Annotated in this window: 22 protein-coding genes; 7 read left to right on the top strand and 15 right to left on the bottom strand. The window is 49.4% G+C overall.

Going from position 1 to position 23787, the window contains the following annotated elements:
• Positions 1 to 65 precede the first annotated feature (65 nt).
• Positions 66 to 1046, top strand: a complete 981-nt coding sequence (locus tag CGC65_RS18820; protein WP_002564936.1) for a LysR family transcriptional regulator — start codon at positions 66 to 68, stop codon at positions 1044 to 1046.
• A gap of 62 nt (positions 1047 to 1108) precedes the next feature.
• Here CGC65_RS18820 and CGC65_RS18825 read toward each other — a convergent pair whose 3' ends face one another.
• Positions 1109 to 1849: a M15 family metallopeptidase gene (locus tag CGC65_RS18825; protein ID WP_002564937.1), complete on the bottom strand. Its 741-nt coding sequence runs from the start codon at positions 1847 to 1849 to the stop codon at positions 1109 to 1111.
• Between the two features lie 522 nt (positions 1850 to 2371).
• Here CGC65_RS18825 and CGC65_RS18830 point away from each other — a divergent pair.
• From CGC65_RS18830 to CGC65_RS18840, 3 genes are all read left to right on the top strand, one after another.
• Positions 2372 to 4093, top strand: a complete 1722-nt coding sequence (locus CGC65_RS18830; protein ID WP_002564938.1) for a Na/Pi cotransporter family protein — start codon at positions 2372 to 2374, stop codon at positions 4091 to 4093.
• A gap of 296 nt (positions 4094 to 4389) precedes the next feature.
• Positions 4390 to 5058, top strand: coding sequence for a cadmium resistance transporter (locus CGC65_RS18835; RefSeq protein ID WP_002564939.1), 669 nt, complete (start codon positions 4390 to 4392; stop codon positions 5056 to 5058).
• Between the two features lie 186 nt (positions 5059 to 5244).
• Entirely contained in the window at positions 5245 to 6228 is a 984-nt protein-coding gene (locus tag CGC65_RS18840) for a hypothetical protein (RefSeq protein ID WP_002564940.1), read from the top strand.
• 151 nt (positions 6229 to 6379) lie between these two features.
• Here CGC65_RS18840 and CGC65_RS18845 read toward each other — a convergent pair whose 3' ends face one another.
• The 6 genes from CGC65_RS18845 to CGC65_RS18870 form a co-directional block, all read right to left on the bottom strand.
• Complete coding sequence (locus tag CGC65_RS18845) at positions 6380 to 7699, bottom strand: acetyl-CoA hydrolase/transferase family protein (protein ID WP_007038233.1); 1320 nt, start codon at positions 7697 to 7699, stop codon at positions 6380 to 6382.
• Positions 7696 to 8259 carry a 2-oxoacid:acceptor oxidoreductase family protein gene (locus CGC65_RS18850; RefSeq protein WP_002564942.1) on the bottom strand — a complete coding sequence of 188 codons (564 nt, stop codon included), beginning with the start codon at positions 8257 to 8259 and terminating at the stop codon, positions 7696 to 7698. Before CGC65_RS18850 ends, CGC65_RS18845 begins: the two co-directional genes overlap by 4 nt.
• On the bottom strand, positions 8256 to 9008 hold the full coding sequence (locus CGC65_RS18855; RefSeq protein WP_002564943.1) for a thiamine pyrophosphate-dependent enzyme: 753 nt from the start codon (positions 9006 to 9008) through the stop codon (positions 8256 to 8258). Before CGC65_RS18855 ends, CGC65_RS18850 begins: the two co-directional genes overlap by 4 nt.
• 5 nt (positions 9009 to 9013) lie before the next feature.
• A complete protein-coding gene (vorB, locus tag CGC65_RS18860) occupies positions 9014 to 10075 on the bottom strand; it encodes a 3-methyl-2-oxobutanoate dehydrogenase subunit VorB (protein WP_002564944.1) in 1062 nt (353 codons plus the stop codon).
• Between the two features lie 56 nt (positions 10076 to 10131).
• The gene (locus tag CGC65_RS18865) at positions 10132 to 10335 is read right to left on the bottom strand and encodes a 4Fe-4S binding protein (protein WP_002564945.1); all 204 of its coding nucleotides are present in this window, start codon (positions 10333 to 10335) and stop codon (positions 10132 to 10134) included.
• 77 nt (positions 10336 to 10412) lie between these two features.
• Entirely contained in the window at positions 10413 to 11078 is a 666-nt protein-coding gene (locus tag CGC65_RS18870; RefSeq protein WP_002564946.1) for a P-loop NTPase family protein, read from the bottom strand.
• 382 nt (positions 11079 to 11460) lie between these two features.
• On the opposite strand from CGC65_RS18870, the gene CGC65_RS18875 reads away from it, so the two are divergent.
• The 3 genes from CGC65_RS18875 (at position 11461) to yedF (ending at position 14518) form a co-directional block, all read left to right on the top strand.
• Positions 11461 to 12858, top strand: a complete 1398-nt coding sequence (locus tag CGC65_RS18875; protein WP_002564947.1) for an SLC13 family permease — start codon at positions 11461 to 11463, stop codon at positions 12856 to 12858.
• Positions 12859 to 12986: 128 nt separating this feature from the next.
• Positions 12987 to 13718 (top strand): GntR family transcriptional regulator, encoded by a 732-nt coding sequence (locus CGC65_RS18880; RefSeq protein WP_002564948.1) that lies wholly within the window; start codon positions 12987 to 12989, stop codon positions 13716 to 13718.
• Between the two features lie 173 nt (positions 13719 to 13891).
• Positions 13892 to 14518: a sulfurtransferase-like selenium metabolism protein YedF gene (yedF, locus tag CGC65_RS18885; RefSeq protein WP_002564949.1), complete on the top strand. Its 627-nt coding sequence runs from the start codon at positions 13892 to 13894 to the stop codon at positions 14516 to 14518.
• Between the two features lie 125 nt (positions 14519 to 14643).
• On the opposite strand, the gene CGC65_RS18890 is transcribed toward yedF, so the two are convergent.
• The 8 genes from CGC65_RS18890 to CGC65_RS18930 all read right to left on the bottom strand — a co-directional run bounded on the left by CGC65_RS18890 (position 14644) and on the right by CGC65_RS18930 (position 23615).
• On the bottom strand, positions 14644 to 15633 hold the full coding sequence (locus CGC65_RS18890; protein WP_002564950.1) for a nucleoside hydrolase: 990 nt from the start codon (positions 15631 to 15633) through the stop codon (positions 14644 to 14646).
• Between the two features lie 140 nt (positions 15634 to 15773).
• Positions 15774 to 16814, bottom strand: a complete 1041-nt coding sequence (locus CGC65_RS18895) for an ABC transporter ATP-binding protein (RefSeq protein ID WP_002564951.1) — start codon at positions 16812 to 16814, stop codon at positions 15774 to 15776.
• Entirely contained in the window at positions 16804 to 17634 is an 831-nt protein-coding gene (locus CGC65_RS18900; RefSeq protein ID WP_007038239.1) for an ABC transporter permease, read from the bottom strand. Before CGC65_RS18900 ends, CGC65_RS18895 begins: the two co-directional genes overlap by 11 nt.
• A 3-nt stretch (positions 17635 to 17637) precedes the next feature.
• A complete protein-coding gene (locus CGC65_RS18905; RefSeq protein WP_002564953.1) occupies positions 17638 to 18504 on the bottom strand; it encodes an ABC transporter permease in 867 nt (288 codons plus the stop codon).
• A gap of 133 nt (positions 18505 to 18637) precedes the next feature.
• Complete coding sequence (locus CGC65_RS18910) at positions 18638 to 19978, bottom strand: ABC transporter substrate-binding protein (protein WP_002564955.1); 1341 nt, start codon at positions 19976 to 19978, stop codon at positions 18638 to 18640.
• 118 nt (positions 19979 to 20096) lie between these two features.
• A complete protein-coding gene (locus CGC65_RS18915) occupies positions 20097 to 21044 on the bottom strand; it encodes a rhodanese-like domain-containing protein (RefSeq protein WP_038281896.1) in 948 nt (315 codons plus the stop codon).
• A gap of 231 nt (positions 21045 to 21275) precedes the next feature.
• Entirely contained in the window at positions 21276 to 22277 is a 1002-nt protein-coding gene (locus tag CGC65_RS18925) for an aminoglycoside phosphotransferase family protein (RefSeq protein WP_002564957.1), read from the bottom strand.
• A 6-nt stretch (positions 22278 to 22283) separates the two neighbouring features.
• On the bottom strand, positions 22284 to 23615 hold the full coding sequence (locus CGC65_RS18930) for a TIGR04283 family arsenosugar biosynthesis glycosyltransferase (RefSeq protein ID WP_002564958.1): 1332 nt from the start codon (positions 23613 to 23615) through the stop codon (positions 22284 to 22286).
• Positions 23616 to 23787: the final 172 nt, after the last annotated feature.

The following is a 23787-nucleotide window of genomic DNA, read 5'->3' on the forward strand; positions in this document are numbered from 1 at the left end:
CTAATCACAAATCAAACAATGTATTTTCAAGTTTTTAACAAAATAAATTTGTGGAGGTTGAAATCATGGATACACTAAGCCTGTATTACTTCTCGGAGCTTGCCAAGGATCTGCACATCACCCGCACTGCCAACCGTTTATTTATATCCCAGCAGACACTGAGCAACCATATCATGAGACTGGAGGAATATTACGGGGTAAAGCTGCTGAACCGTAAGCCCTCCCTCTCCCTTACATATGCCGGAGAGTATGTACTGTCATTTGCAGAGACCATGAACCGTGAAAACGCAAACCTTATGGATATTCTGGCAGATATACAGAAGCAGAAACGGGGCCTTATCCTGTTCGGCGCCAGCACCCTGCGCATGAGCGCCAGCCTGCCTGATATCCTGCCTGAGTTCTCATCCCGGTATCCCAATGTGGAAATCCGTATCACCGACATGAACTCCAAGCGGCTGGAACAGTTGATTCTGAGCGGAGACCTGGACCTGGCCATCGTCATATCCGGGGGCGAACATCCCAGTATAGAGGAAAAACCCCTGATGTCCGACCAGATTTACCTTTGTGCTGCCGATACACTGCTTCGGAAATATTATGGCGACGGGACAGAGGATTTAAAACGAAAGGCCCGAAACATGGCGGATGTAAAAGATTTCTCCAGGCTGCCTTTTTGTATTCTCAATAACCGCATGGGTCAGAATATCCAGAAATGCTTTGACGAGGCCGGATTTGTCCCCAACATTTACACCACCAGCGCCTATGTGCAGATCAGCACATCCATCGGCCTAAAAGGCCTTGCCGCATGCTTCGCCACCCGCAACAGCATATTGAACCAGAAGGGTGAAATCTCTGAGGATATCAATGTATTTCCGCTGTACTGCAAGGGAGAGCCCCTCCTTCAGCAGATATCCGTGATTCATCACAAGGACCGCTATCTCTCCACCTATACGCAGTATTTTCAGGAACTGATACTAAAATATTTCCATGAGGTTGAGCAGATTCCGATTGAGGAACTGGTAAACTCGTCCTCTATTTCACTGCAGTAAAAACACCAGGCGTTTCCCTGCTCAGTTTGAACCGGGAAATGCCTGGCGCTTACTAGTCTAATTTAAATAGTATCCGTCGTATCTACAAACCAAATCCCCTGCGCCCCGTTATTCCGGCTGTGCCAGCAGGCACCTTCCAATGGTCCGCCTGCGGTGGAGTCGAAGTAATACCAATCGCCGGAACCGTCTTCCGGGTCGCACACGCTACCATTCCAGCGATGCCAGCTGGTACAGGCATATCCGTCTTTATTAAAAAGGTACCAATGATGGTTAATGGTATGCCATGCGTTGGCTGGATAACTGCCGTCCGGCCGACGGTACCACCAGCCGTTATTGTCCTTTATCCAGCCAGTACGTTCTTCCGGGATCCAGGTCTTCATGAACGCCTCCGGAGTGGCGTATACCTTTTTGATTCCACTGGTGGAACTTCCCCAGTCCGGCAGCTGGAAATGGGGATTATCCATAATGGATTTCCAGTTCCCGCCCCATTCCAGGCCCAGGGACATGCCGATGGCGCCAACCCGCTGGAAGAATAGAGCAGAATCATTATAAGCTCCAGCCCCATCATTTCTGTAAATATCAAATGCTGTCCCCCACTGATGATAGGAGCTGTAGTTGCTGCCTGGGGCGTTGGTTACTATATTCCCCGGTTTCGTCCTGCCTTGGGCAAACAGGGCGTCCTGCTCCGCCACAGTACGAAATGTCTCGCCTATTTTAATACTCAACCCCTGTCTGCCGCACTCCTCTATTAACTGACCGGCCAGATGCTGCAGGCGGGGATGGCAAAATGTAATGTCTCTCATAGCAGACCTCCTAATCATATATATTATGAACTATGGCCCAGGGATGGCCCTGAGCCATGAAAAGTTATGACGTCTAGTCCAAATATGACCGGGCTCGTCATAGATTACTACTGCTTTCGCCTCAAGGAAATTGAACCGGACCAGCGTATGTAAACTGTCCGTCCTTCTACGATAAGATATTTAGTTCCCTCCGCATATAAAACCTGCATGATAACAAAACAAATAAAACTGCATGCGGCTTGGCATTAAAGTATCGTTAATATTCCTCCCATCCCGTTGACATTGTCCCTTTATCCTCATATAATTCCAGCAGGACAGGATATTTCCATATACAAAACATCAGAAGGGAAATGACATACATATGGACGCCACCGTCAACGACGATGACCAAATTTTCACCCAAAAACCACGCTTCATATGTTTAAAAGAAAAGGCATGACCCGCATTCATACACATGGATGCGGGCAATGCCTTTTTCTTTTGAAATAATACTGCCAAACAGATAAAAGAGGAGGAATCATTGTGAGTATTCATTCGTTTTTCAGTCTATTAGGAGGACTGGCATTATTTTTGTACGGCATGCAGATGATGAGCACCAATCTGGAAGCCGCAGCCGGAAGCCGCATGAAGCAGATTCTGGAGCGGCTGACTGCCAACCGGTTTTTAGGCGTGTTCGTGGGAGCCGGAATCACTGCTATCATCCAGTCCTCATCCGCCACAACCGTCATGGTGGTAGGCTTCGTCAACTCCCAGCTCATGACGCTCAAACAGGCTGTCTGGATCATCATGGGCGCCAATATCGGGACCACCGTGACCGGCCAGCTCATAGCCCTGGACATCGGGGCCATCGCGCCGTTGATTGCATTTGCAGGTGTTGCCCTGATTCTTTTTGTCAAACAGAAAAAGGTCCAGTTTGCCGGTGGTATTATTGCAGGTCTGGGTATCCTCTTTCTCGGCATGGGAATGATGAGCGCGGCAATGATACCGCTGCGCGATTCCCAGCATTTTGTCAATTTGATGACAAAGTTTTCCAATCCCTTTCTGGGTATTCTGGCCGGAGCAGCTTTTACTGCTATCATACAGTCCTCTTCTGCATCTGTTGGTATCCTTCAGGCTTTGGCTGTAAGCGGATTAATCGGACTGGACAGCGCGGTCTTTGTCCTGTTCGGCCAGAATATCGGCACCTGCATCACGGCAGTCCTGGCCTCTATCGGGGCAAACCGCGACGCGAAACGGACCACCCTGATTCACCTGATATTCAATGTCATTGGCACAACTGTGTTTACCCTGATCTGCCTGGTGTCCCCCTTTACACAGTGGATGGCCTCGTTCACACCGGACAATCCCGCGGCGCAGATTGCCAATGTACATACACTGTTTAACATTGTCACAACCCTGCTTCTGTTGCCTTTCGGCACACAGCTTGCGCGGATATCCGAAAAGCTTCTGCCTGATAAGCCGCAGAAAACAACGGATGAGGAGCGCTGGTTTGAGGATTTGCTGGCCTCCGAACATGTACTTGGCGTATCAGTCATAGCAAGGAAGCAGCTGAATGAGGACATCAGCCGGATGCTTGCTCTGGCGGCCTCCAATGTTGAAACCAGTTTTCTGGCTTTTGAGCACAGGGATGAATACGAATTGGAGCAGATTCAAAAACGTGAGGAAGAGATTGATCTTTACAATGCCCAGTTATCCAGAAGGATTTCCAGGGTCCTTGCAGTGGAAAATTCCCCGTCTGAAGTAAATGCGCTTAACCGCATGTTCTCCATCATCGGAAATGTGGAGCGCATCGGCGACCATGCAACAAATATTGCCGGCTATGCCCGGACCATGATGGAGCGCAGGCTGGAGCTTTCTTCCCAGGCATCGGTTGAACTGGCCGATATGAGGACCTCCTGCATGCGCGCCGTAAACCTGATTTGCAGCGCCTGCTGCGTTGATTTCACTTTTGCTCCAGAGCAGGAATCTCCAGATAAACGCGGCTCTCTGACGGAACATGACGCTCCGGCAGAACATATATCCTTACCGCAGCACGCCTCCCTTCTGGAACAGGCCCTGCTGCTGGAACAAGACATTGACAGCCGGACCGCCCGGTACCGCTCCAACCAGATTGAACGCATGCGAAAGGGGAAATGCCATGTGGAGACTTCCATCCTGTATTCGGAAATCCTGACCGATTATGAGCGCATTGGCGACCATGCGTTCAACATTGCCCAGGCACTTGACAAGCTGGATGAAAATTAACATGCAGATTCGTTTCCCGCAGCAGTCACTAAGCTTCCGGCGGCAATGCCTGCTTCTTCCGGCGTTTTTTATGTTCCTGAAGATAAAATGATTGTACGCAGGTCAACGAACAAAGTCATTGAAAGAAAACGTATTGCTATGCTATAATCAATGTATCCGTATAGGGCGGGGGCAGTTCATACCATCAGGTATAAAAGTCAATCAGAATATAACTGGTTAGAACTGGAATAGTAAGCCTATACACACTTAAAATGTGTGCATGGGCTTTTATATTTTGCAGAAAGGCGTTCCAAACAATGAGCAGCATAGTAACTACATCTATTGTTTCATTTATCAGTACCAACATAGATAATATTTTTGTCATGATGGTGCTCTATGCCAAGGTTGACGAAACTTTTAAAAAGAAATATGTTGTCATTGGGCAATATCTTGCTATTGGCATACTGACAGCAATAAGCCTGTCAGCCGCTTTCGGCCTCAACTTTGTTCCGCAAAAATACGTCGGTCTGCTCGGTTTTATACCGATTGCTTTAGGCGTCAAAGAATGGATATCATACAAAAGACCTGCCCAAAACAAATCCAATCGTAAAGAATTTCCGTTGGAAACAGAAAAAACCGAAGCTGCCCACCCCAACAAGCTGCAGAATATATTGCGGAATGTAACATCTATGGCCAGTAAAATCGTAAAGCCTGAAATTTTAAGCGTTGCTCTCGTAGGCGTGGCAAATGGAGCTGATAATATTGGCGTTTATATTCCATTGTTTACTGGCTATTCATCAATACAGGTCATTATAACTATCATTGTGTTTGTTTTAATGATGGCGGTTTGGTGCTTCCTGGGAGAAAAGATAACCGATTTCCCCAAGATAAAAGCAATCATTCAAACGTATAAGTATTTTGCCGTACCGGCTGTCTTTGTTGGACTTGGTATATACATCATTATCAAAAGCGGGTTAATAACGTGATATAAACAGCTTTATACCTGATTGTAAAATAACGGCCGGCAATATACATGACAGTGTTGTTTTTGATACTATATATGCCTAAAAGTATGCCGATTATGCCACCTATTGTAAAAGTCATGTCATTTATAATATCCTGGACTCAGCAGATCTGCAGATATAAAATTAAAATTACCAGGAGGAAGCATTATGTTATATCATAAAGATGTAGACGGCGACCGCGAATATGTCCATATTTTCGATGAGGATAAATTGAAAATATGTTTTGAAGCACTCGCCGATACGACGAACGAGATACACGATTTACCTGCCCAAGACGGCATTAAGCAAAAAATTCTGGGATGTGTAAATCCCGCTCAGGAAAACAGGCTTACCATTCCGGGGATACCCCCGGTGGTTGTGCTCAGAAAAGCACTGGATTTGCAGCTTTCCAAGCATGAGCATGACGTGAATGTTCTGAACACATATGTGAGCATATACGGCAGCAGATTCCAACGTATTTTACTGCCTGCGCCTGATGTTCTGTTTTCCAGCAAAATGGGACAGTCTCAAAGTTCATTCAAAGCTCAGGATACCGCATCATTTCTTACATCGAATCTATTATATCGAAAGATGACGTTTGCAGAATACACGTATCTCTGTAACAGAAAGGAACTGCCTTGTAACGGCAACTATTTTTCTCCGGATGGCTTGTGGCAATATTCCCCGGATGACCCCACAGGGCTGAGCCAGAATCATGAAGTATTAGTAAAATTCACATTAGCGCACAGCCTTGGCTCTATTTTAGATAACGTACTATCTAGCAACATACCGGTATATAGGGAAGGGGGAAATCTGTCAAAAGCAGCCTCTGAAAATATTGATATGTTTGCCAGGCATTTATGCGCCTTTCCGAAAAAAGGAAAAACGGAGTTTAAGGCCGGAATAAAAATAGAAAGCGATTGTATATCGTTCCGTATGGGCAATGGACTGAAAACAGGTGTATGCTACATTCCACTCATTCAAGGTGAACTTGAAAATATTGAGGTGGAAGCGTATAATATAGTAATCAGCGATGAGAAATACGACGCTCTGCAGAAGGGTGATCAGGAGCCCATGGGGATAAAATTTCATGAAATCGCAGACTACTATCTGCCTTTGCTTAAAAGTAATTTCACATTCAATTCCAGGTAAGCCAATCATCCCGTGTAACTAACAAAGGCCTTCGGGACATACCAAAAGGAGCCGTCAGACCAGGACAGCTCCTTTTGCATCATCACCATTCATATTACCACTATATTACGACTCATGTTACCATTCACATATTCCATATATTACAAAAAAACTACAGAAGGAATCCCATTGATTTAGCCTGGGCTGTCAGTTCATCCCGGAGCCTGGGATGCGCTATGCTGATTAGAAGCTTTGCGCGCTCCCTCACCGTCCTACCGCTCAGACGGACGATACCGTATTCCGTGGCAACATAATCCACATCATTTCTGGAGAGGGTCACGGCTGTACCGGGTGCATGGGATAGGCATATCTTTGACAAAGTCCCGTTTTTTGCGGTGGATGCCAGAGCAATGATGGACTTGCCGCCCGTGGCATGGATGGCACCTGTTACCGTATCCACCTGGCCTCCGCTTCCGCTGTACTGCATGGGACCAATACTCTCGGAGGATACCTGGCCCAGCAAATCAATTCCCATGGCCGTATTGACGGAAACCATCTTATAATTCCGGGCAATTACATGGGGATTGTTCACATAGCTGCATGGATTCATGGCAACACAGGGATTGTGGTCCATAAAATCGTAGAGCCTCTGGGATCCGCGGCTGAAGGCGCCTACGATGATGCCCCGGTTAATACTCTTTTTCCGTCCGTTTACAGCCCCGGCTTCCACCAGCTCCAGAATGCTGTTTGTAATCATCTCTGTGTGGACTCCCAGATCCTTCTTGTCCAGAAAGGCATGGGCCACTGCATCCGGGATTGCGCCGATTCCCAATTGTATGGTGGAACCGTCTTCCACCAGCTCCGCCACATATTCTCCTATCTGTTTTTCCACCTCTCCGAAGGGAAGGGGATCCATGGTCTCCAGGGGATGGTCATATTCATAGATTCCCTCCACCTCGCTGATGTGAATTTCGTTGTTTCCATAGATAACAGGAAGGCTGGGGACTACCTCCAGATAAATTTTCTTCGCGGCGTTGCGGAAATCTGTTTCATTTACATTGGACAGGGACGTGCGGAAATACCCTGTCCTCTCATCCATGGGGCACACTGCCGCCACGTACACGTCCAAACCTCCCCTGGCCTGAATCATCTTGCTCCCCTGGCTGTGGTAGTGGGTTGGCACATAGTCCACATGGCCCTGCCGTATATATTCCCGCTCATCACCGGAGAGAACAAAGCCGGACAGGGTATGTATCTTCTCTTTGCATTCCACGCTGTCCAGAAATTCAAAATCCCCTTTTTTATATGTGGTTCCGTAAAAGAAGTCAAAACCTTCCCTGAGCCTGGGCGCAATCCTGTGGAGGTTCTTATAAAACAGCAGCGGCGCGTTCACACCTCCGCTGGTAGCCACAAAGTCCCCGTCCCTGATGGCAGCCAGGGCATCGTCTACCGTACACTGCTTTGCCTTATATTGTTCCAGATACCGGTTCATCGGCACTCACCTGCCTCCTTTAATTTCTCAATCACATCCATTCCAGCCCTGAATGCCCTGCGGTTCAGTTCAATCAGCTCCGGTTTCCTGCCCAGCTTATGCATGGCAATCTCCTCTGCCTTGTCTGCGGGAATGGTGTTCGTCAGAGCCATATACGCTGCGAACATAATGACATTAGCCACCTTCCGGTTTCCCAGCTCGTAAGCCATATTGTCGATATCCACCTTTACTATCTGTATATCATCACGGCTCACACCGGATGTGTCCACAATGGAGCTGTTTACCAGCAGTGTTCCGCCCGGCCTGAGCCTGGGAAGGAAATCCACCATTGAGGGCTGGTTCAGGGCGCACAGCACATCCAGTTTGTTGGAAGTAGGGGAACCAATCATCCTGTCAGACTGAATCACAGTACAGTTTGCGGTTCCTCCCCTTTGCTCCGCCCCATAGGATGGGAAAAAGGTAGCGTAAAGCCCCTGTTCCATGGCGCACTCACCAATCAGTTTTCCTATCATCATAACACCCTGGCCGCCAAAGCCCGCTATCATTAATCGGTTAATCATTCTGCCGCCTCCTCTTCGCTGTCCTTATAAATACCCAACGGAAATTCCTTCATAACCTTCTCCTGAAGCATCTTTACGCTTTCAAGCGGTGACAGTCCCCAGTTGGTGGGACAGTTGCTTAACATCTCCACAAAGGAGAATCCCTTGTTGTCCATCTGGTTTTGGAATGCCTTGCGCAGGGCCTCTTTGGCCTTTCGTATATTGGCCGGCGTATCCAGGGCAAAACGTCCTGAGTACACTACGCCCCTTAAGGCCGCTATCATTTCTGCCATATGCATGGGATATCCTGTCAAATCCGCCCTTCGTCCCTCCACACAGGTGGTGGTCTTTTGTCCAATCAGGGTGGTGGGCGACATCTGGCCTCCTGTCATTCCGTAATTACAGTTGTTCACGTAGAACACACAGATATTCTCTCCCCGGTTGGCAGCATGCATCACCTCCGCAAATCCGATGGAGCTTAAGTCTCCGTCTCCCTGATATGTAAATACGATGCTGTCCGGATTACAGCGTTTTAATCCGGTGGCATAGGCAGGAGCACGGCCGTGGAGCGCGCATCCCTGATCGATTTTAATGCATGGTGAACTGTTATTGGCACATCCAATGGGCTGTACAACCACTGCCCGGTCCGCAATGCCCAGTTCATCAATCACCTGCATACATAGCTTGATGAACGTACTGTGCATGCAGCCGGGACAGAATTTATTATTTGTTATATCAAGGCTTTCAGGTCTGCTGTATACTTTTTCCATTGATTCTACTCTCCTTTCACAAGACGGATAGCCCGCTCTGCCACATCATCCGCATCCACGATGACACCGCCGGTCGTCAGACACGTGTAAACAGGCAGACGGCCGCCCACTGCCAGCTCCACATCCTGAGCCATGAGCGCGGGAATGGCCATCTCCACATCCAGGATAAACCTGGCCTTATCCGCTATTTTTCTGTAGGCGTCCGACGGGAACGGATTGGTGGTAATGGGGCGTATGAGACCAGCCCTGTACCCTGCCTCCCGGAGCTCATCCACGCAGGTATGGCAGATACGGCCGCAGGAACCGTATGCAGTGAGAATAAATTCGGCATCCTCTGTCATATACTCCTCCACCATGACCTCATCCTTTTTCCAACCCTCATAGATTTCAGCCCACTCCAGTGCCTTTTTCATCTGCTGTTCCTCCACAAAGGAGGCATTCAGCACAATATTGGGCCGGCCGCCATGGTATCCCTTGCCCACTACAGCCCATTCCGGGGTCCTGGGCGGTTCTTTTGCCTCCGGCAGCGTCACTGCCTCCATCAGTCCGCCCACTAAGCTGTCTGCAAAGACAAACACCGGCATACGGTATTTCTGTGTCACATCAAAAGCCTTTGTTACCAGGTCCACTGCTTCCTGGATGGTAGCCGGCGCATAGTTAATAGTCTGATAACCGCCATGGCCCGATGCGCGGTTAATCTGGAAATAATCGGACTGGGCCGGCTTCATAACCCCGGTTCCGGGGCCGGCTCTCATGATGTCCACAATCACCGACGGCACCCTGGCAGCTGCCAGGGATGAGATTCCCTCTGCCATCAGGCTGATTCCCGGTCCGGATGTAGAGGTCATGGCAAGAGTTCCTCCTGCCGCTGCCCCGTAAACCATGTTGATGGAGGCCACTTCGCTTTCTCCCTGTACAAATATCCCCCCTGCTTTTGGCAGTGCCCGTGACAGATACTCAGGCACCTCACTCTGAGGCGTAATGGGATAACCGGCGTAAAACCGGCATCCGGCTCTGACCGCTGCTTCCGCAATGGCTTCATTGCCTTTCATAAATTTTCTTTCCATCACTGTTCTTCCTTTCATACGTTCTTATGGTTGTTCTTACTTCAAATATGAGTTCATCATTTAAACACTTCAATGACACAGTCAGGACATACCTGGGCGCACATACAGCACGCGATGCATGCTTCCGGATGGGCGTCCACTACATACCGGTAGCCCTTTTTATTGATTTCCCCTCCGATCTCCAGGACCTTCTTCGGACATACGCTTACGCATAATTCGCAGCTTTTGCAGCTTTCCCTGCTGATTTCAAGTTTTGCCATAATCACACTTCCTCTCCTAATTTTAATTATGATTCATATGGGGACCTTCCTATAGACCGCCACATTGAACGCTTCATTCAGACATATAATTTGTCTACAAACGTATTAAGTTCCAGTATCGGAAGTCCGGTAAGTTTTCTTACTTCCCCAAAAAACCGTTCCGAGACAGCCAGCCCGTGTAGCTTTAAGCCGGCCTTACCCAGCTCTGCCTCCAGATGCCTGACATATTCCATAATCAGTTCAGGCGTCGTATACTCTCCCATAAACGGATTTGCAATGAACTTCAGACCTTCTGCCGGTATCCTGGCTGAGATAAGGATTGCGCTCAGGCTCTCCAGGATGTCCTCCATACTTCCTGAAAAAGCGCGGCAGGGATTGATTACATAGTAATAACTGGTATTTTTCTCAGCCATCAGGCCCGCAAACTGTCCCAGCATGGCTGCGCCCACAGCGTTTCCTCCTGCATCAAACACACAGCATATGCTGTCGTCCTTAAGCAAAGAAGTGACTCCCTGGGGCATCAGAGGCGAATCCCACAGTTCCGGGTTGACCGCCATATGTACGTGCCCCTTTTCCAATAGGGAGGAAAAATCCCTGGCCCGAAACATACATTTTGTCTGGTCCATATCAATCAGACACACTGGTACGGGCATGTCTTCCGCCAGACGCAGGGCCAGATTTGCAGCAATCTCCGTCTTTCCGCTTCCCGCTTCCCCAATCAATACAAAGTTATGTGTACTCATTTACCTTTCTCCATTATTTCGTTTTTATATCAGTTCATTCACAGGTCTGGCCTGTCTGTTCCAAGGCAGGCCCTGTTTTACGTTTGCGAGACTGATTGTAGCATAGCGTTTTGCAAATAGCAAGTAATTTTTGATAATTTTTACTAATTATTTCAAATATTTTTATGCATATTATCTAATGAATCGGTTATGTCGCAAAATAATCTTTGATATGTTTTAAAAATATCCACAAAATACACATGATATATACATGTTTTATGTATCAATTGCACAAAATATCATTGACTTATTTCACTCCAGGGACTACTATATTCACAGGGTGTTTTACGTTTGCACCGTTGCATCCAAACATACCAATAAAATGAGTTAGGGAGAGGTTTTCATGAAATCTGTAAATACAAGAAAATATTGTTTGAGCATCCTGTGCATATTGATTGGCCTTGTGATTGGCCTGATTCGGCCGCCCGGAGAATTGACCGTGGAAAGCATGCGGTACCTGGGTATTTTTATGACCGCTGTCCTTCTGCTGATTCTGCAGCTGTACCCGGCGCCTCTGGTTGCCTTATTTGCCTGCATAGCATTTGTTGCATTCCATGTCTGTACGTTTCCGGAAGCATTTTCTGCCTGGAGCGGCGACACCATGTGGACGGTCATCCTGATGATGATTTTTGCCACCGGCATTGCCAAGACAGGTCTTATTGACCGGATTGCATACAATATCATCAAGTTTTTCCCAGCCACCTATACGGGCATGGTAGTAGCCATCATGGCCACCTCCACAATTTTGTCGCCCATTGTACCTAATTCCTATTCCAAATGCGCGGTTCTGGGACCGTTTGCCGCATCTGTTGCAAAGGCTAATAACATCAAAAAGGGAAGCAGGGCTGCCGCAGGACTGTTCTGTGCATTCTTTGTTCCGGCCGCCATCCATACTATGGCCTTTCTGACAGGCAGCGCCATGACCTTTGTGCTGATTGGTATGATGGGTGATGGGTATGCCTTCAGCTGGACAGAATGGTTTGTATGCTGCTCCCCATGGTTTATCGTAAACCTGGTATTGACATTCCTCTTTATACAGGTCTACTATAAGCCGAAAGAAAAGCTGAACATTTCAAAGGAACTGATACACCAGAAAATAGCGGAATTAAAGCCCATGAGCAGTGATGAGAAGGCTGCGGCCGGCATCCTCGCTGTCTCCATCCTGCTCTGGATTACCGGATCCTATACAGGACTTAAGGCCTACACGGTTGCGGCCCTTGCCTTCTGCGCCATGTTTCTTAAAGGAATATTTACCATGAAGGACTTTCAGGACATGGTACCCTGGGGCGGGCTGATTACTCTGGTAGCCTCCCTGCTTTCCATTTCCGCCCTGCTCAATGTAGTGGGAGTCAACAACTGGCTGGCCAGCGTGGCGGCTCCTGTCATTATCCGGTTCATACCAAACGTGTATGTGTTTATCATCCTTTTGTGTATCAGCACCTACCTGCTGCGATACCTGGAGTGTACCGGATTGGCCACCCTTGCCATCATCGCTGCCATATTCCTTCCCATAGGAGCTCCTTTGGGAATCCATCCCTTCATCACCCTGTTTGCGGATTACCTTGCCATGCTGGTATGGAATCTTTCCTTCCACAATCCCTATTACCTTCAGGCCGAGGCAGTGGTGGACGGTCTGATTACCCATAAAAATGTAGTCTCCATGTCCCATGCCTATATGGTCATACATATACTAGGGCTGCTGGCCAGCGTTCCCCTCTGGAGATATTTAGGAATGTGCTGATGGATAACTCCCGGCCAAAGTTATGGCAGAGCGGCGCACCGTTCATTTATTAATGATTGTATTTTTAAGTACATCCCTATATAATTGTTACTATCACCGGTCTCAGACCGTATCGGGGGAATTGTACCATGACAGACATAACCAATACTGCGGGAAATGATTTGAAGAATTATGCTTACAACATACTGAAAGAACGGTTGATTAACTGTACCTACGCACCAGGAAGCATTCTGAATGAAGCCCATCTCACTTCAGAGATGAAGCTCAGCCGCACACCTGTGCGTGAAGCTGTCAGCCGTCTGGAGACAGAGGGATTTGTGAAAGTGATTCCCAAAAAGGGAATTCATGTAACGGATATCCTCTTAAGCGATGTGCTTCAGATTTTCCAGATTCGGACGGAATTTGAGCCCACTATACTGAGGCTGTCCGCGTCACGTCTTCCAAAGGATGAACTTTTATACTTTATACAGCGTTTTGAGAACCCGGATCCGGACGACACCGTCATGGATCGGATCCGGTTAGACACTGCGATGCATCTGTTCATCATCGAACACTGCGGAAACCGCTACATGGTGGACATCATGCACCGGGTCTATGATATCAGCAGCCGGATTATATTTTTCATCCACCAGAATCATGCAGCCGTACACGATGACAGCGGGGAGAACCTGGAAATTCTCAGGCTTCTGCTGGACCGCGACCTGGAGACTGCCACCGAGAAAATGCGTGTCCACATGGAGCACTGCCGGATGGCTGCCCTGAATTACTTTTACACGGTTCCGGACGGAGAAGCTCCGGTTAAGACTTACCGGGATAAACTGTACAAAAAACAGGAAACGGCTCCGCATCCGTATAGATAAAAAAAATAGCCGGCTGTTTCCTTATAGAAAAAATAAATGCCAGGCCTGCAAAGGGGCAAAAGCGTTTGCATACATTTTCAAACCTGCTATAATTAGAGACATGTGATGATAATTTCAAAGCACACTTCCGGGAATAGGAAGAATCAGATACATGTTTAAGGAGGATACGAACTATGAAATTAGATGAACGCGGAAAACAGTGCCCCAAGCCTGTCATTGACACTAAGAAAGCGTTGGAATCCTGCAATCCGGGGGAGACGGTTGAGGTATTGGTAGACAATGAGATTGCGGTCCAGAACCTGAGCAAGATGGCTGCCAGCAAAGGCCTTTCAGCTGTTTCCGAGAAAATAAGCGACAATGAATTTTCCGTAAAAATACCAGTTGGCCAGGGAGTAACCCCTGCTTCCGGAGCGCCGGATGATTCGGATGAGGAACCGGCGGCCTGCCTGCCTGACAGCCGCAAAAAGGGCATGGCAGTGGTTCTGTCCTCCAACCTTATGGGCCACGGTGACCCTGAACTTGGAAAGGCTCTCATGAAAGGGTTTGTCTACGCCCTTACACAGCAGGATGTCCTGCCGGAAACCATTCTTCTGTATAACAGCGGCGCCTATCTTTCCTGCGAAGGCTCTGATAACCTGGAGGATTTAAAATCCATGGAATCCCAGGGCGTGGAGATTCTCACCTGCGGAACCTGCCTGAATTTCTATGGATTGAGCGAGAAGCTTCAGGTCGGCAGCGTCACCAATATGTATGAGATTGTGGAACGCATGACAGCCGCCAAACTTTTGGTGCGTCCTTAAGCTTTCCTGACAGCCGGACTGACAAAAAGATTATAATACCGCAAAAGGACCCCTACATCTCATTTCAGGGTCCTTTTTCATATGCTTATCTGCTCAGACCTGATTCATACCTGTTCAAGGCATCTTCAGACATCCGCCAGGATTCCGGTCACACTCAGCCAACTCCGATAAATATTGTCCTTAAACACCGCCCCATCCCTGATGAGCGGCAGATTGCATATACACCTCCCGTCTGCTGTCCGGGACTTCGTTCCATCTCTCATTGCACCTCTCATAGCACCTCTCATTCCGGCTTCCATCCCAGCTTTGATTCCGGCTTTCCATCCCCCGTTCATCTCATCCTCCTCCATTCTCAGATATCCTGTCTCCAGGTCCTGGTCCGACACACACAGGCCTTTCACATTATCCGCAAACAATTCCGGATGCATAAGATAAGCCGCTGCCGTCACATCCCAGTTATAGAAACCGTGAATGCCGTAGCCCTCATCATTATATCTGAACCAATCATCTGTTTTTTCCATAATATACGCTGCCGCCCTGTTTTCCGTTCCCGATAACCGTTCCCTGTATTCCTGTTTTGTAAATAAAACTTTAAGGCAGTTGTTGCCTGTTATCACGGAAACATTCCGGCCCTTTGTGAGGACGGTCCTGGCAGCCGGCGGGTCACAGGAAAAATTCAGTTCCTCCATCACCTTCTTTTCAAATACAAGGGGGCTTGTGATTCCGCCCATTAAAACAATTTCTTTTACCTTTTCAAAGAAATGACTGTCCCTCTCATATGCGCCTTTCAGGTTTGTCAGGGAACCCGTGGCAAGAATCGACAGCTCCCCCGGATGGCGGTCCGCCATTTCCGCCAGAAAGACGGCAGCCTCGCTCTGGTAACAGCCCCTCTTCTCCCCGCCTCTTTTTACAGGAATATCCCTGCGCCCCAATTCTTCCAGCATCCGCAGATTCACTGCCTGCACCACATCCAGGCTGCTGTTTCCATAGGTGGACGTAATTCCCAGAAGTTGGGTCTCCCTGTTTCCCAGCAAATACATCAGGGCCAGCCCGTCATCCACATCGCAGTCCTTTACTCCAAAGGTATTGTCACAGTCAAATATGATTTTCTTCATCTGCATCTCCTCCCGTCCATGTTTTCCCGGCACAGTCCCCGCCTGGGCACAATCCCCACCTGGACACAGTCCCCGCCTGGACACAATCCCCGCCACAGCACATAACCTGCCACCACATACCGTTTCCGGCCCCATATCCCTCATTCCATATCATGCCTGAACAGCACGGCCCCTTCCGTTTCCACGGCCAGTCCGGCCTTCATTCCTGCCCGTAATTTTGCCGGCCGGCCGGGGCCTTCCATTCTCTGGCACAGGATGCTTCCGCCGGGAGCCATTTTCTCAGGCACCCTCACCCTTATCTCTGTCATCTCCCCCATGAAGGTAACTTCCTCCACGGTATAATCGCCCTCCTCTTTCAGCTGCACTGAGTTCGGACGAATCATGGCATCATAGACCCCATCCGGCAAATCCGTTCTTTTTTCAAACAAAGGGCTGACAAACCAGCCTCCTGCCACTGACCCGGAAATATAATTTACCTTTCCAAAGTACTCTGCCACCTTTTTTGTTCCCGGATGGCAGAACATCTGCTCCGGTGTTCCGTACTGAAGAATCTTCCCATCCTCCATCAATGCTATGCGGTCGGACAAGCGAAGGGCCTCAGCCTTGTCGTGAGTGACGAGAATAGTTGTGATTTTCCACGCCTCATGAAGTTTTCTTACCAGCCGCGCCATCTCTGTCCTCAGCCCCTCGTCCAGGCCGGAAAAGGGTTCGTCCAGAAGCAGCACCCTGGGTTCTGCTGCCAAAGCCCTGGCCAGGGCTACTCTCTGCATCTGGCCCCCTGACATCTCCTTCATCCTTCTCTTCTCAAATCCGGGAAGCTGAACCGCCCGCAGCAGTGCCTCCACCCGCTCCTTCTGCTCTTTCTTCGGCACCTTTCTGAGTTCCATGGGAAAGGCAATATTTTTCTCCGCCGTCATATGGGGAAACAGCCGCAAATCCTGAAACACGATTACCGTTCCCCTCTCTTTTGGCTGCTGGTCCATCACAGATGCTCCCTGTATCCGTATATCCCCGCTCTCCTGCTCCAAAAGACCTGCTATGCATTTTAACAGTGTGGTCTTTCCGCAGCCGGATTTTCCCAAGAGAGATACAAACTCTCCCTCCTGTATTTCCAGGTCGATTCCATGCAGTATCTTCTTTTTCTGAAGGGATACCCTCAGATTTTCTATGTTAAGACTCATAATATCCTCCAACTATCTGTCCTGTCCAATACCCCGCAATCCGTTCAAAAACAGCAAATACCAGAAGGGTGATGCCCATGAACAAAATGCTGTAAATACAGGCAATATTCCGGCTGCCGCTCTGTAAGTAGGGAACCATCACAACCGCAAAGGTCTTTACCCTGCCGCCTCCAAGAAGCAGTGTCAGAAAATACTGGCTGAAGGATACAATGTATGACATGCTGACTGCCGACAGTATCACCGGAACCAGCATTGGCAGTGTGGTCCTTCTGAATGCCTGAAAGGAACCGGCCCCCAGCACCCGGGCCTGCTCCTCCAGCGCAATGCCCACTGCCCGGGTGCCGTCCATAATGAGGCACACCGCGTAGGGCAGGGAATAAATCAGGTGTGCCAGAATGACCCCCGCCACTGTATTGTTAAGTCCCAACCGGATAAACGTAATCTGTATCCCCATGGCAAACACAGTCCCAGGTACCATGAGAGGAAGCACGGTAAAAAATGACATCAAATCCTTCCCCCTGAACCGGTACAGGACAAGGGCCCTGGATGTCAGTATCCCGATGACGGCCGACAGGACGGCCACCACAGAAGAAATCATGACGCTGGATGCCATGAGTGAGACCAGTTCTCCCTTTCTTCTGACAATTTCCATGACTGCCCGGTCCGAGAGCACCTGGGGAAACAGATCTGGCCAGGCCCACCGTTCCGTAAATACCCATACAACCAGACTGGACGCGGGAATCAGAATGGATGCACACAGCAGGGCCAGAATCATATTTGTGATAAACGATTTTCTCTTCTTCATCTCCATCCGCTCCATCTTCTACTGCTCTGTCAGTGCCTTCATATTTTTACGCATGATGAAATAATACATCCAGGCGCTGAGCACGGAGAGAACGATAATGATTCCATTTAACGCCATGGAATAAGGCCGGTTTCTCAAATCCGGATGGATATACTGCTGGTATGCCAGCACCGGAAGGGCCTTTGGGGAGGTTGCGCCCAGGAGAAAGGGAAGCTCATAGGCGCCCAGGGCAAATACAAATATAATCAGGAACCCGCTGATTACCGCATCCTTACAAAGCGGCAGGGTGATTTTACAAAAAGCAGTCCACCGGCCCGCCCCCAGGTTTATGGCTGCCTCCCCCAGTTTCTCATTGATATTCGCCATCAAAGCAATAACAAAATAAATTATAAAGGGAATCTCCTTCCACAGATATGCCAGGATGACTCCCACTCCCTTTGTGTCATAAATGAGCATGGGAAACTGCTGCTGTTCCTGTATTACTCCAAGGGCGTAACCAATTCTGGCCAGCAAACCATTCTGAGAAAAGATGTTGACCATAAAAATGGCTACCACCACATGGGGAACAATGATGGGAAGCTGTATCACCCGCATCATGGACCCCTTTGTCCTTTTGTGCATCACACACACAGCACTTAAACCCACACCTGCCGCAGTGGCAACACCCGCAGACAGAAATGCCACCTTAAGGCTGTACAGCACGGACTTTAGCATATCCGGCCTGGTCAGCACTTCCCGGTAGTATTTTAAGGTTGGTTCCCTCAATCCAAAAGCTGGAATTACCCCAAGACTTTGGGTAATTCCAGTTGTCAATCCTATGATAAAAAACAGGGTTAATATGATTTGGGGGACCAGAAGTAAGTACGGAATCAGATTTCTTCTCATTTTTTTCCTTCTCATATCTTTCCCACCACTCCGTTCCCACCCATTCTGTTCCCTCTCCATCCGTCCCCTCTTATGCTGTTCCCTTGCATTACGTTCCCTTCCACTCCGATTCCACCCATCCGATTCTCCCCCGTTATTTACCCACTACTTCCTCAGCCCAGATTTCCTCGATAATGGGAACCAGCTGTGCGGGCATTTCGGGAAGGCGTTTAGAGAGAAGTTCATCCTGGGGGATTGTACCTTTACCCAGATCCACCCTGTCAAAGGCCGCTTTCTGCTCACCGGACAGCTTTTCGTTGTCCAGAACCGGAATGACCCTCAGCTTTTCATAGCGGTCTGCCTGGATCTCCGGCGATATCATCTCATTAATTGCCACCATAGCCCCGGCCTTATTGCCGGAATTAGCCGCAATTGCCATAAAATTGGTATTACCGATGGTTCCCTTTTCAAACTGGAAGGCTGCCGTGGTATCTGTATATTTTCCGTCCTCAATGTTCAGAGCCACGTCATAGGCTCCGTACGTCATGCTCATCACCAGTTCCCCGTCCGCAAACATGTTGTCCGCGGTAGTGGAGGAATCCGGGAAGGCAGCGCCCTGATTCCAAAGGTATGGATTCAGCTCCCTTAAGTACTCCATGGCCGGCGCCACTGCCGCCCGGACAGTTTCCTTATCAGCCGCCATATCCATAAACTGCTCGTAGCCGCAGATTTCATAGATAATATTTCTCACAAACGCGCTGCCCGTAAAATCAGGAAGCGCGGGATATGTCACCTTGCCCGGATATTTTTCCACGAATTCCTTTAGCTCTCCGGCGCTCTTTGGCACATCCGGCGTCACTGCCAGGTCTGCCACCATTACCAGCTGGGCCTTACCGTAGGGCGCCTCATACCCTTCGATGGGATAAGCAAAGTCCATGGTCACGTCCTCGCTTTCCCCATCCACATAGTCACTAAAATTGGGAAGCTTGTCTGTAAAGGGGCCGTACAGCATATTGTTTTCCTTTGCCGACTGGAAGTTCTCCCCGTTAATCCAAATCATATCAATACTTCCGTCCTTCTCTCCCGCCTGAATCTCCCCGGTGAGCTGGCTTAAAACCTGGTCGATATCCATGGGGACACGTTCCATTGTGATATCGTATTTTTCCTTCATGACCCGCGCAAATTCATCGTCCAGCCAACGGTTCAGTTTTTCATCCCCGCCCCAGCCGTAGAAGGTGACCGTTGTTCCCTTTGCCTCCTCCTTCATCTGGTCAAAGGTCATATTCTCCCGTCCGGACCGGCGGCTGTCTGTATCCCCGGCCTGGCTGCTTCCGGTATCCCCGGCCTGGCTGCTTCCGGCATCCTCAGCCTGACTGCTTCCGGCATCCTCAGCCTGATTGCTTCCGGCGCCCTGTGTCTGTCCGCTGCCCGAACACGCTCCAAGGGACAACGTCATTGCGGCAGCCAGTACCGCTGCCATGATTCTTTTCTTCATACTTTCTCCTCCGCTGTTTTCCTTAAAAATAATAACCCTGTCTGATGAATCTATGATTCCCCCTGCCGTAATCTTATGCAGTACGGACAGGAGAAATCACATCACCGGAAGGGTTATCCTATTCTGTCACAAATGCAGCCTGGATATCCTTATCCTTTGCGCCATTTTCAATGATAAACAGATTATCAACATCGAATCCGGCATCCTTCATAACGGAAATACCAGTTTTGGCACACTTGTTGCCGCTGTAGCAAAGCAGGTATACAGGTTTGGACGGGTCCATCTCCTCCTTTGCCATCTTGTACATGGCAGTCTGTGCGGCCGGGTCCTCGATTTCCTTTAAGGAGCTCTGGAGGGATCCCTTTAAATGGCCTTCTGCATATGTATCATTGTCTCGGACATCCAGGATTTGAACATCGCTTCCACCCACTGCCTTTAAGGCATCTGCCGCCGCAACCGTCTTCCAGTCAATATCCTCCTCAGCGCGGTTGGTGGTAAGGGCGCCTTTCTCAGACTCCAGGGCTTTGGCACCGCCCTCCACAGTATAAATCAGGGAACCGTCAATGCCGGCCTCCTTAAGAACACCGGTTGCCTTCTCAGCGCCTCTCTTGCCGCTGTTGCAGATGATATAGATTTTCTGTCCGTCGCTTAAGTTCTCCTTGGCATATGTACCCATGGCCTCTGCCAGTGAGTCATCCTCCAGCGGGAAAATAGGGCACCACATGGAATCAGCCACTCTTCCCTTCACATAGTTATCCCATTCCCTTACATCCAGCACATGGGCACTCTTATCTTTTGCTGCCGCCACAGCCTCCTTTGGGGATACATACTGATAACTGCCATCTGACTGTAATGCCGCCGCTGTCTCACTTCCTGCCCCGTCCGCTCCTGTTGTATCTGCGGCTGCGGTGTCCGCCGCTGTGGTGTCTGCGGCTGCGGTATCTGCCGCCGTACTCTCAGCCGTTTCCTGGGCTGTTGTTTCATTTCCTGCTTTCTGGCCGCATCCGGCCGCCACTGTCATGGACAGCGCCATCATAATTCCTAATGTTACGAATTTCTTTTTCATTTCTTCCTCCTTGTTTTTCCTTGTTTTTCTATATATTTTCCTTACCATGACAACAAAGGCAGATAAGGCAAATAATATCATTAAGCCGGCGGCAAACATAGCCACGATTTTGTTCATCATATTTTTTACAGATGGTATGCACATATAGCTCAGTATGGACGCAGCTATGCATGCGGCCACCATGGTTTTCCATATCCATTTACTCTGTTTTTCTCCATTTATATTCCTTTCCTACAGCCTGTCCATTTTCTCTAAAAATTCCATGTCCAGATACTGCCCCAGCTTTTGGAACGTGGACTGGTTAAACAGCAGCTTATCCGGCTGCTGGTACTGCACCCAGGCCATGGCGCACCAGGTAATGCCGCGCAGGCAGGTGATGGGAATATAGGCAAGGGTACGCTCCATCAGCCCCTTTGTGTCAAATCTGCCGTCCACCTTCTGGATATACAGATGTATGAAGTCCTCCATCTCCTCCGGGGTCAGAATCACATCTGTTTTCCAGAAGGTGGTGGTTGGAGCAAGAAAATGGCCCAGATCCTGGGCAGGCTCCCCATAGACAGGCTTCTCCCAGTCCACCAGATAGTTTCCCTTTCCCTCTCCGTTGATGAGAAAATTGGTGGAATTAAGCTCCGTGTTGATGCAGCATTCATAGCCTTTGCAGGCTGCTGCTTCCCGGCAGCGCTTCCAGCCCCGGTCCAGCATCTGTCTTATTTTCATTTTGATGCCCTGGTCCCCCAGGTCTGAATCCATGTATGTCCTGACCATGGCCTCGCATTCTGTCAGGATTGCCTCCAAGGGATCCTCTGGCCTGACCAGATGGCTGCCGCTTCCCACCCTGACACTGTGGATATCCGCCAGACACTCCGCCCCAAAGGACAGCTCTGTCCTGTAATCCATGGCGTGACCCGGCAGGAATTCCATTACCATGATGCCATGAGGAATTTTCTCCAGACTCCCGTCCGCATAAAAAGGCCGCGGTGTCCTGCCCGACTGCCAGAGCAGCTTTAATGTTTCATATTCGTACTGTATCTGATGTTCCAAATGCATCTGGCTGCCGCAGTTTACCCGGAGCACCAGCTTTCTTCCGGTAACAGGGTGGGTAAACAGATAATTCCTGTTGTACTCCCCCTGGGCCAGCATACGGTATTCCTCCGTCACCTGGTCCGGCAGTCCCAGCGCGCTGCGGTACTGCTTCCAGGCCACATATTCCTTTAACCCGGCTATCCGTTCCATTTCATCTCACCTCACATCCCGGTACATCCGGTCAATCTGTTCAATGGGCACCCGATCCCGGTACATCTTACGCAGCCGGTTCATTTTCCACATCAGCTTAAGCTTGGGCAGGGTTCCTTTTGGAAAACGTCTGTCCGATGTGTAGATGCGCCGCCCTGTCATGCCCAGCTTTACTCCCCTCTCTTTAAGCGTAAGGGAAAACTGGTAATCCTCCATCACAGGAATCTCCGGGAACATGCCTGCATCAAAAAACAGGCTGCGGTCCACAAAGATGCCCTGGTCCCCAAACATGATCCTGCGGTCCTTAATCCGGTGGTTTGATATTACACGGCAGGTAAACATGAAGAAATTGGACGAATGAAAGGCAATTCCAAAGCATCCCGCGCTGTGGTCCTTCATCACCCTGCGTATCTCGGCCAGCGGGCGGGGAGGCAGTTCACTGTCGCAGTGGAGGAAAAACAGGATGTCCCCATGACTTTCCATGGCTCCCGTATTCATCTGCCTGGCCCGTCCCTTTTCCGAATGTATGACTTTAACCCAGGGGCGAATCCGTTCCATGGTTCTGTCCGTGCTGCCGCCGTCTACAAACAGTATTTCACATTTTCCCCTCAGCGGCTCCAGCTGGTCCTGCATCTGTACAATGGTCTTCTCCTCATTGTAAACAGGTACGATGATGGAAATACGGCTGGTTTTGGCCAGATACCGTCCCGTGGACGTCTCCTGCAGCCTCTTATCCTCCCGCATTCTCTGCCGGTATCCCTGAAGATCCTGGTAAACGTCCATATCCCACAGGGTTTCGGTTAATCCCACCCTGCAGCCAGCCGTCTTAAGCCGGTACATGGTATCCCGAAGCACGGAGCCCTGTCCATACCCTTCCACATCAAACACGTCCCGCTGCGGTTTCTTCATACCCACCAGATAATACCCCCCATCCCTGGTAGGCCCCAATACCACATCGTTTTGCTCAAGCAGGCCAAACGCCCGTTCCAGATACTCCGATCTCACTTCAGGTACATCGGTTCCCATGAGGATGCATGCCTCATAACCCCGGCCCAGCACCTCCCGGATGGCCTGATACATCCGTTCTCCCAGGCCGCTGCCTCTCTGGGAAATGTAATGCTCCCCTCTGCCAAAAACCGGATATAAACGTTCTCTGCCATCATCCGGTGTAAAGCATACAAAAAGCTGTCCCTCCACCTTCCCGCATTCCCTTTTTATATCTTCCAGGAAACAGGTGTGGAGGCGGGCGCAGCCCTTGGCGCTGAGCGCAGGCATCATCCTGGTCTTTGTCTGTCCGGGTTCAGGTACCCTTGTAAAAATAATAATCGCGCGTTTCATCTATACGATTCTCTCCATTTTCTGTCTTGTCAAACCTTCACCAAAACTTTGTAAGCATCCTGTTGACCATTGATTTCCCCATATCCGGCTTCTCATCACATTCCGGAATCCCAGGCATATTCCCCAGAAATAGGCACAGCCGCTGCCCCCGCTGTTTTCTCTCCCTGTCAGG

The sequence above is a fragment of the Enterocloster bolteae genome, assembly GCF_002234575.2.
Classification (GTDB): domain Bacteria; phylum Bacillota; class Clostridia; order Lachnospirales; family Lachnospiraceae; genus Enterocloster; species Enterocloster bolteae.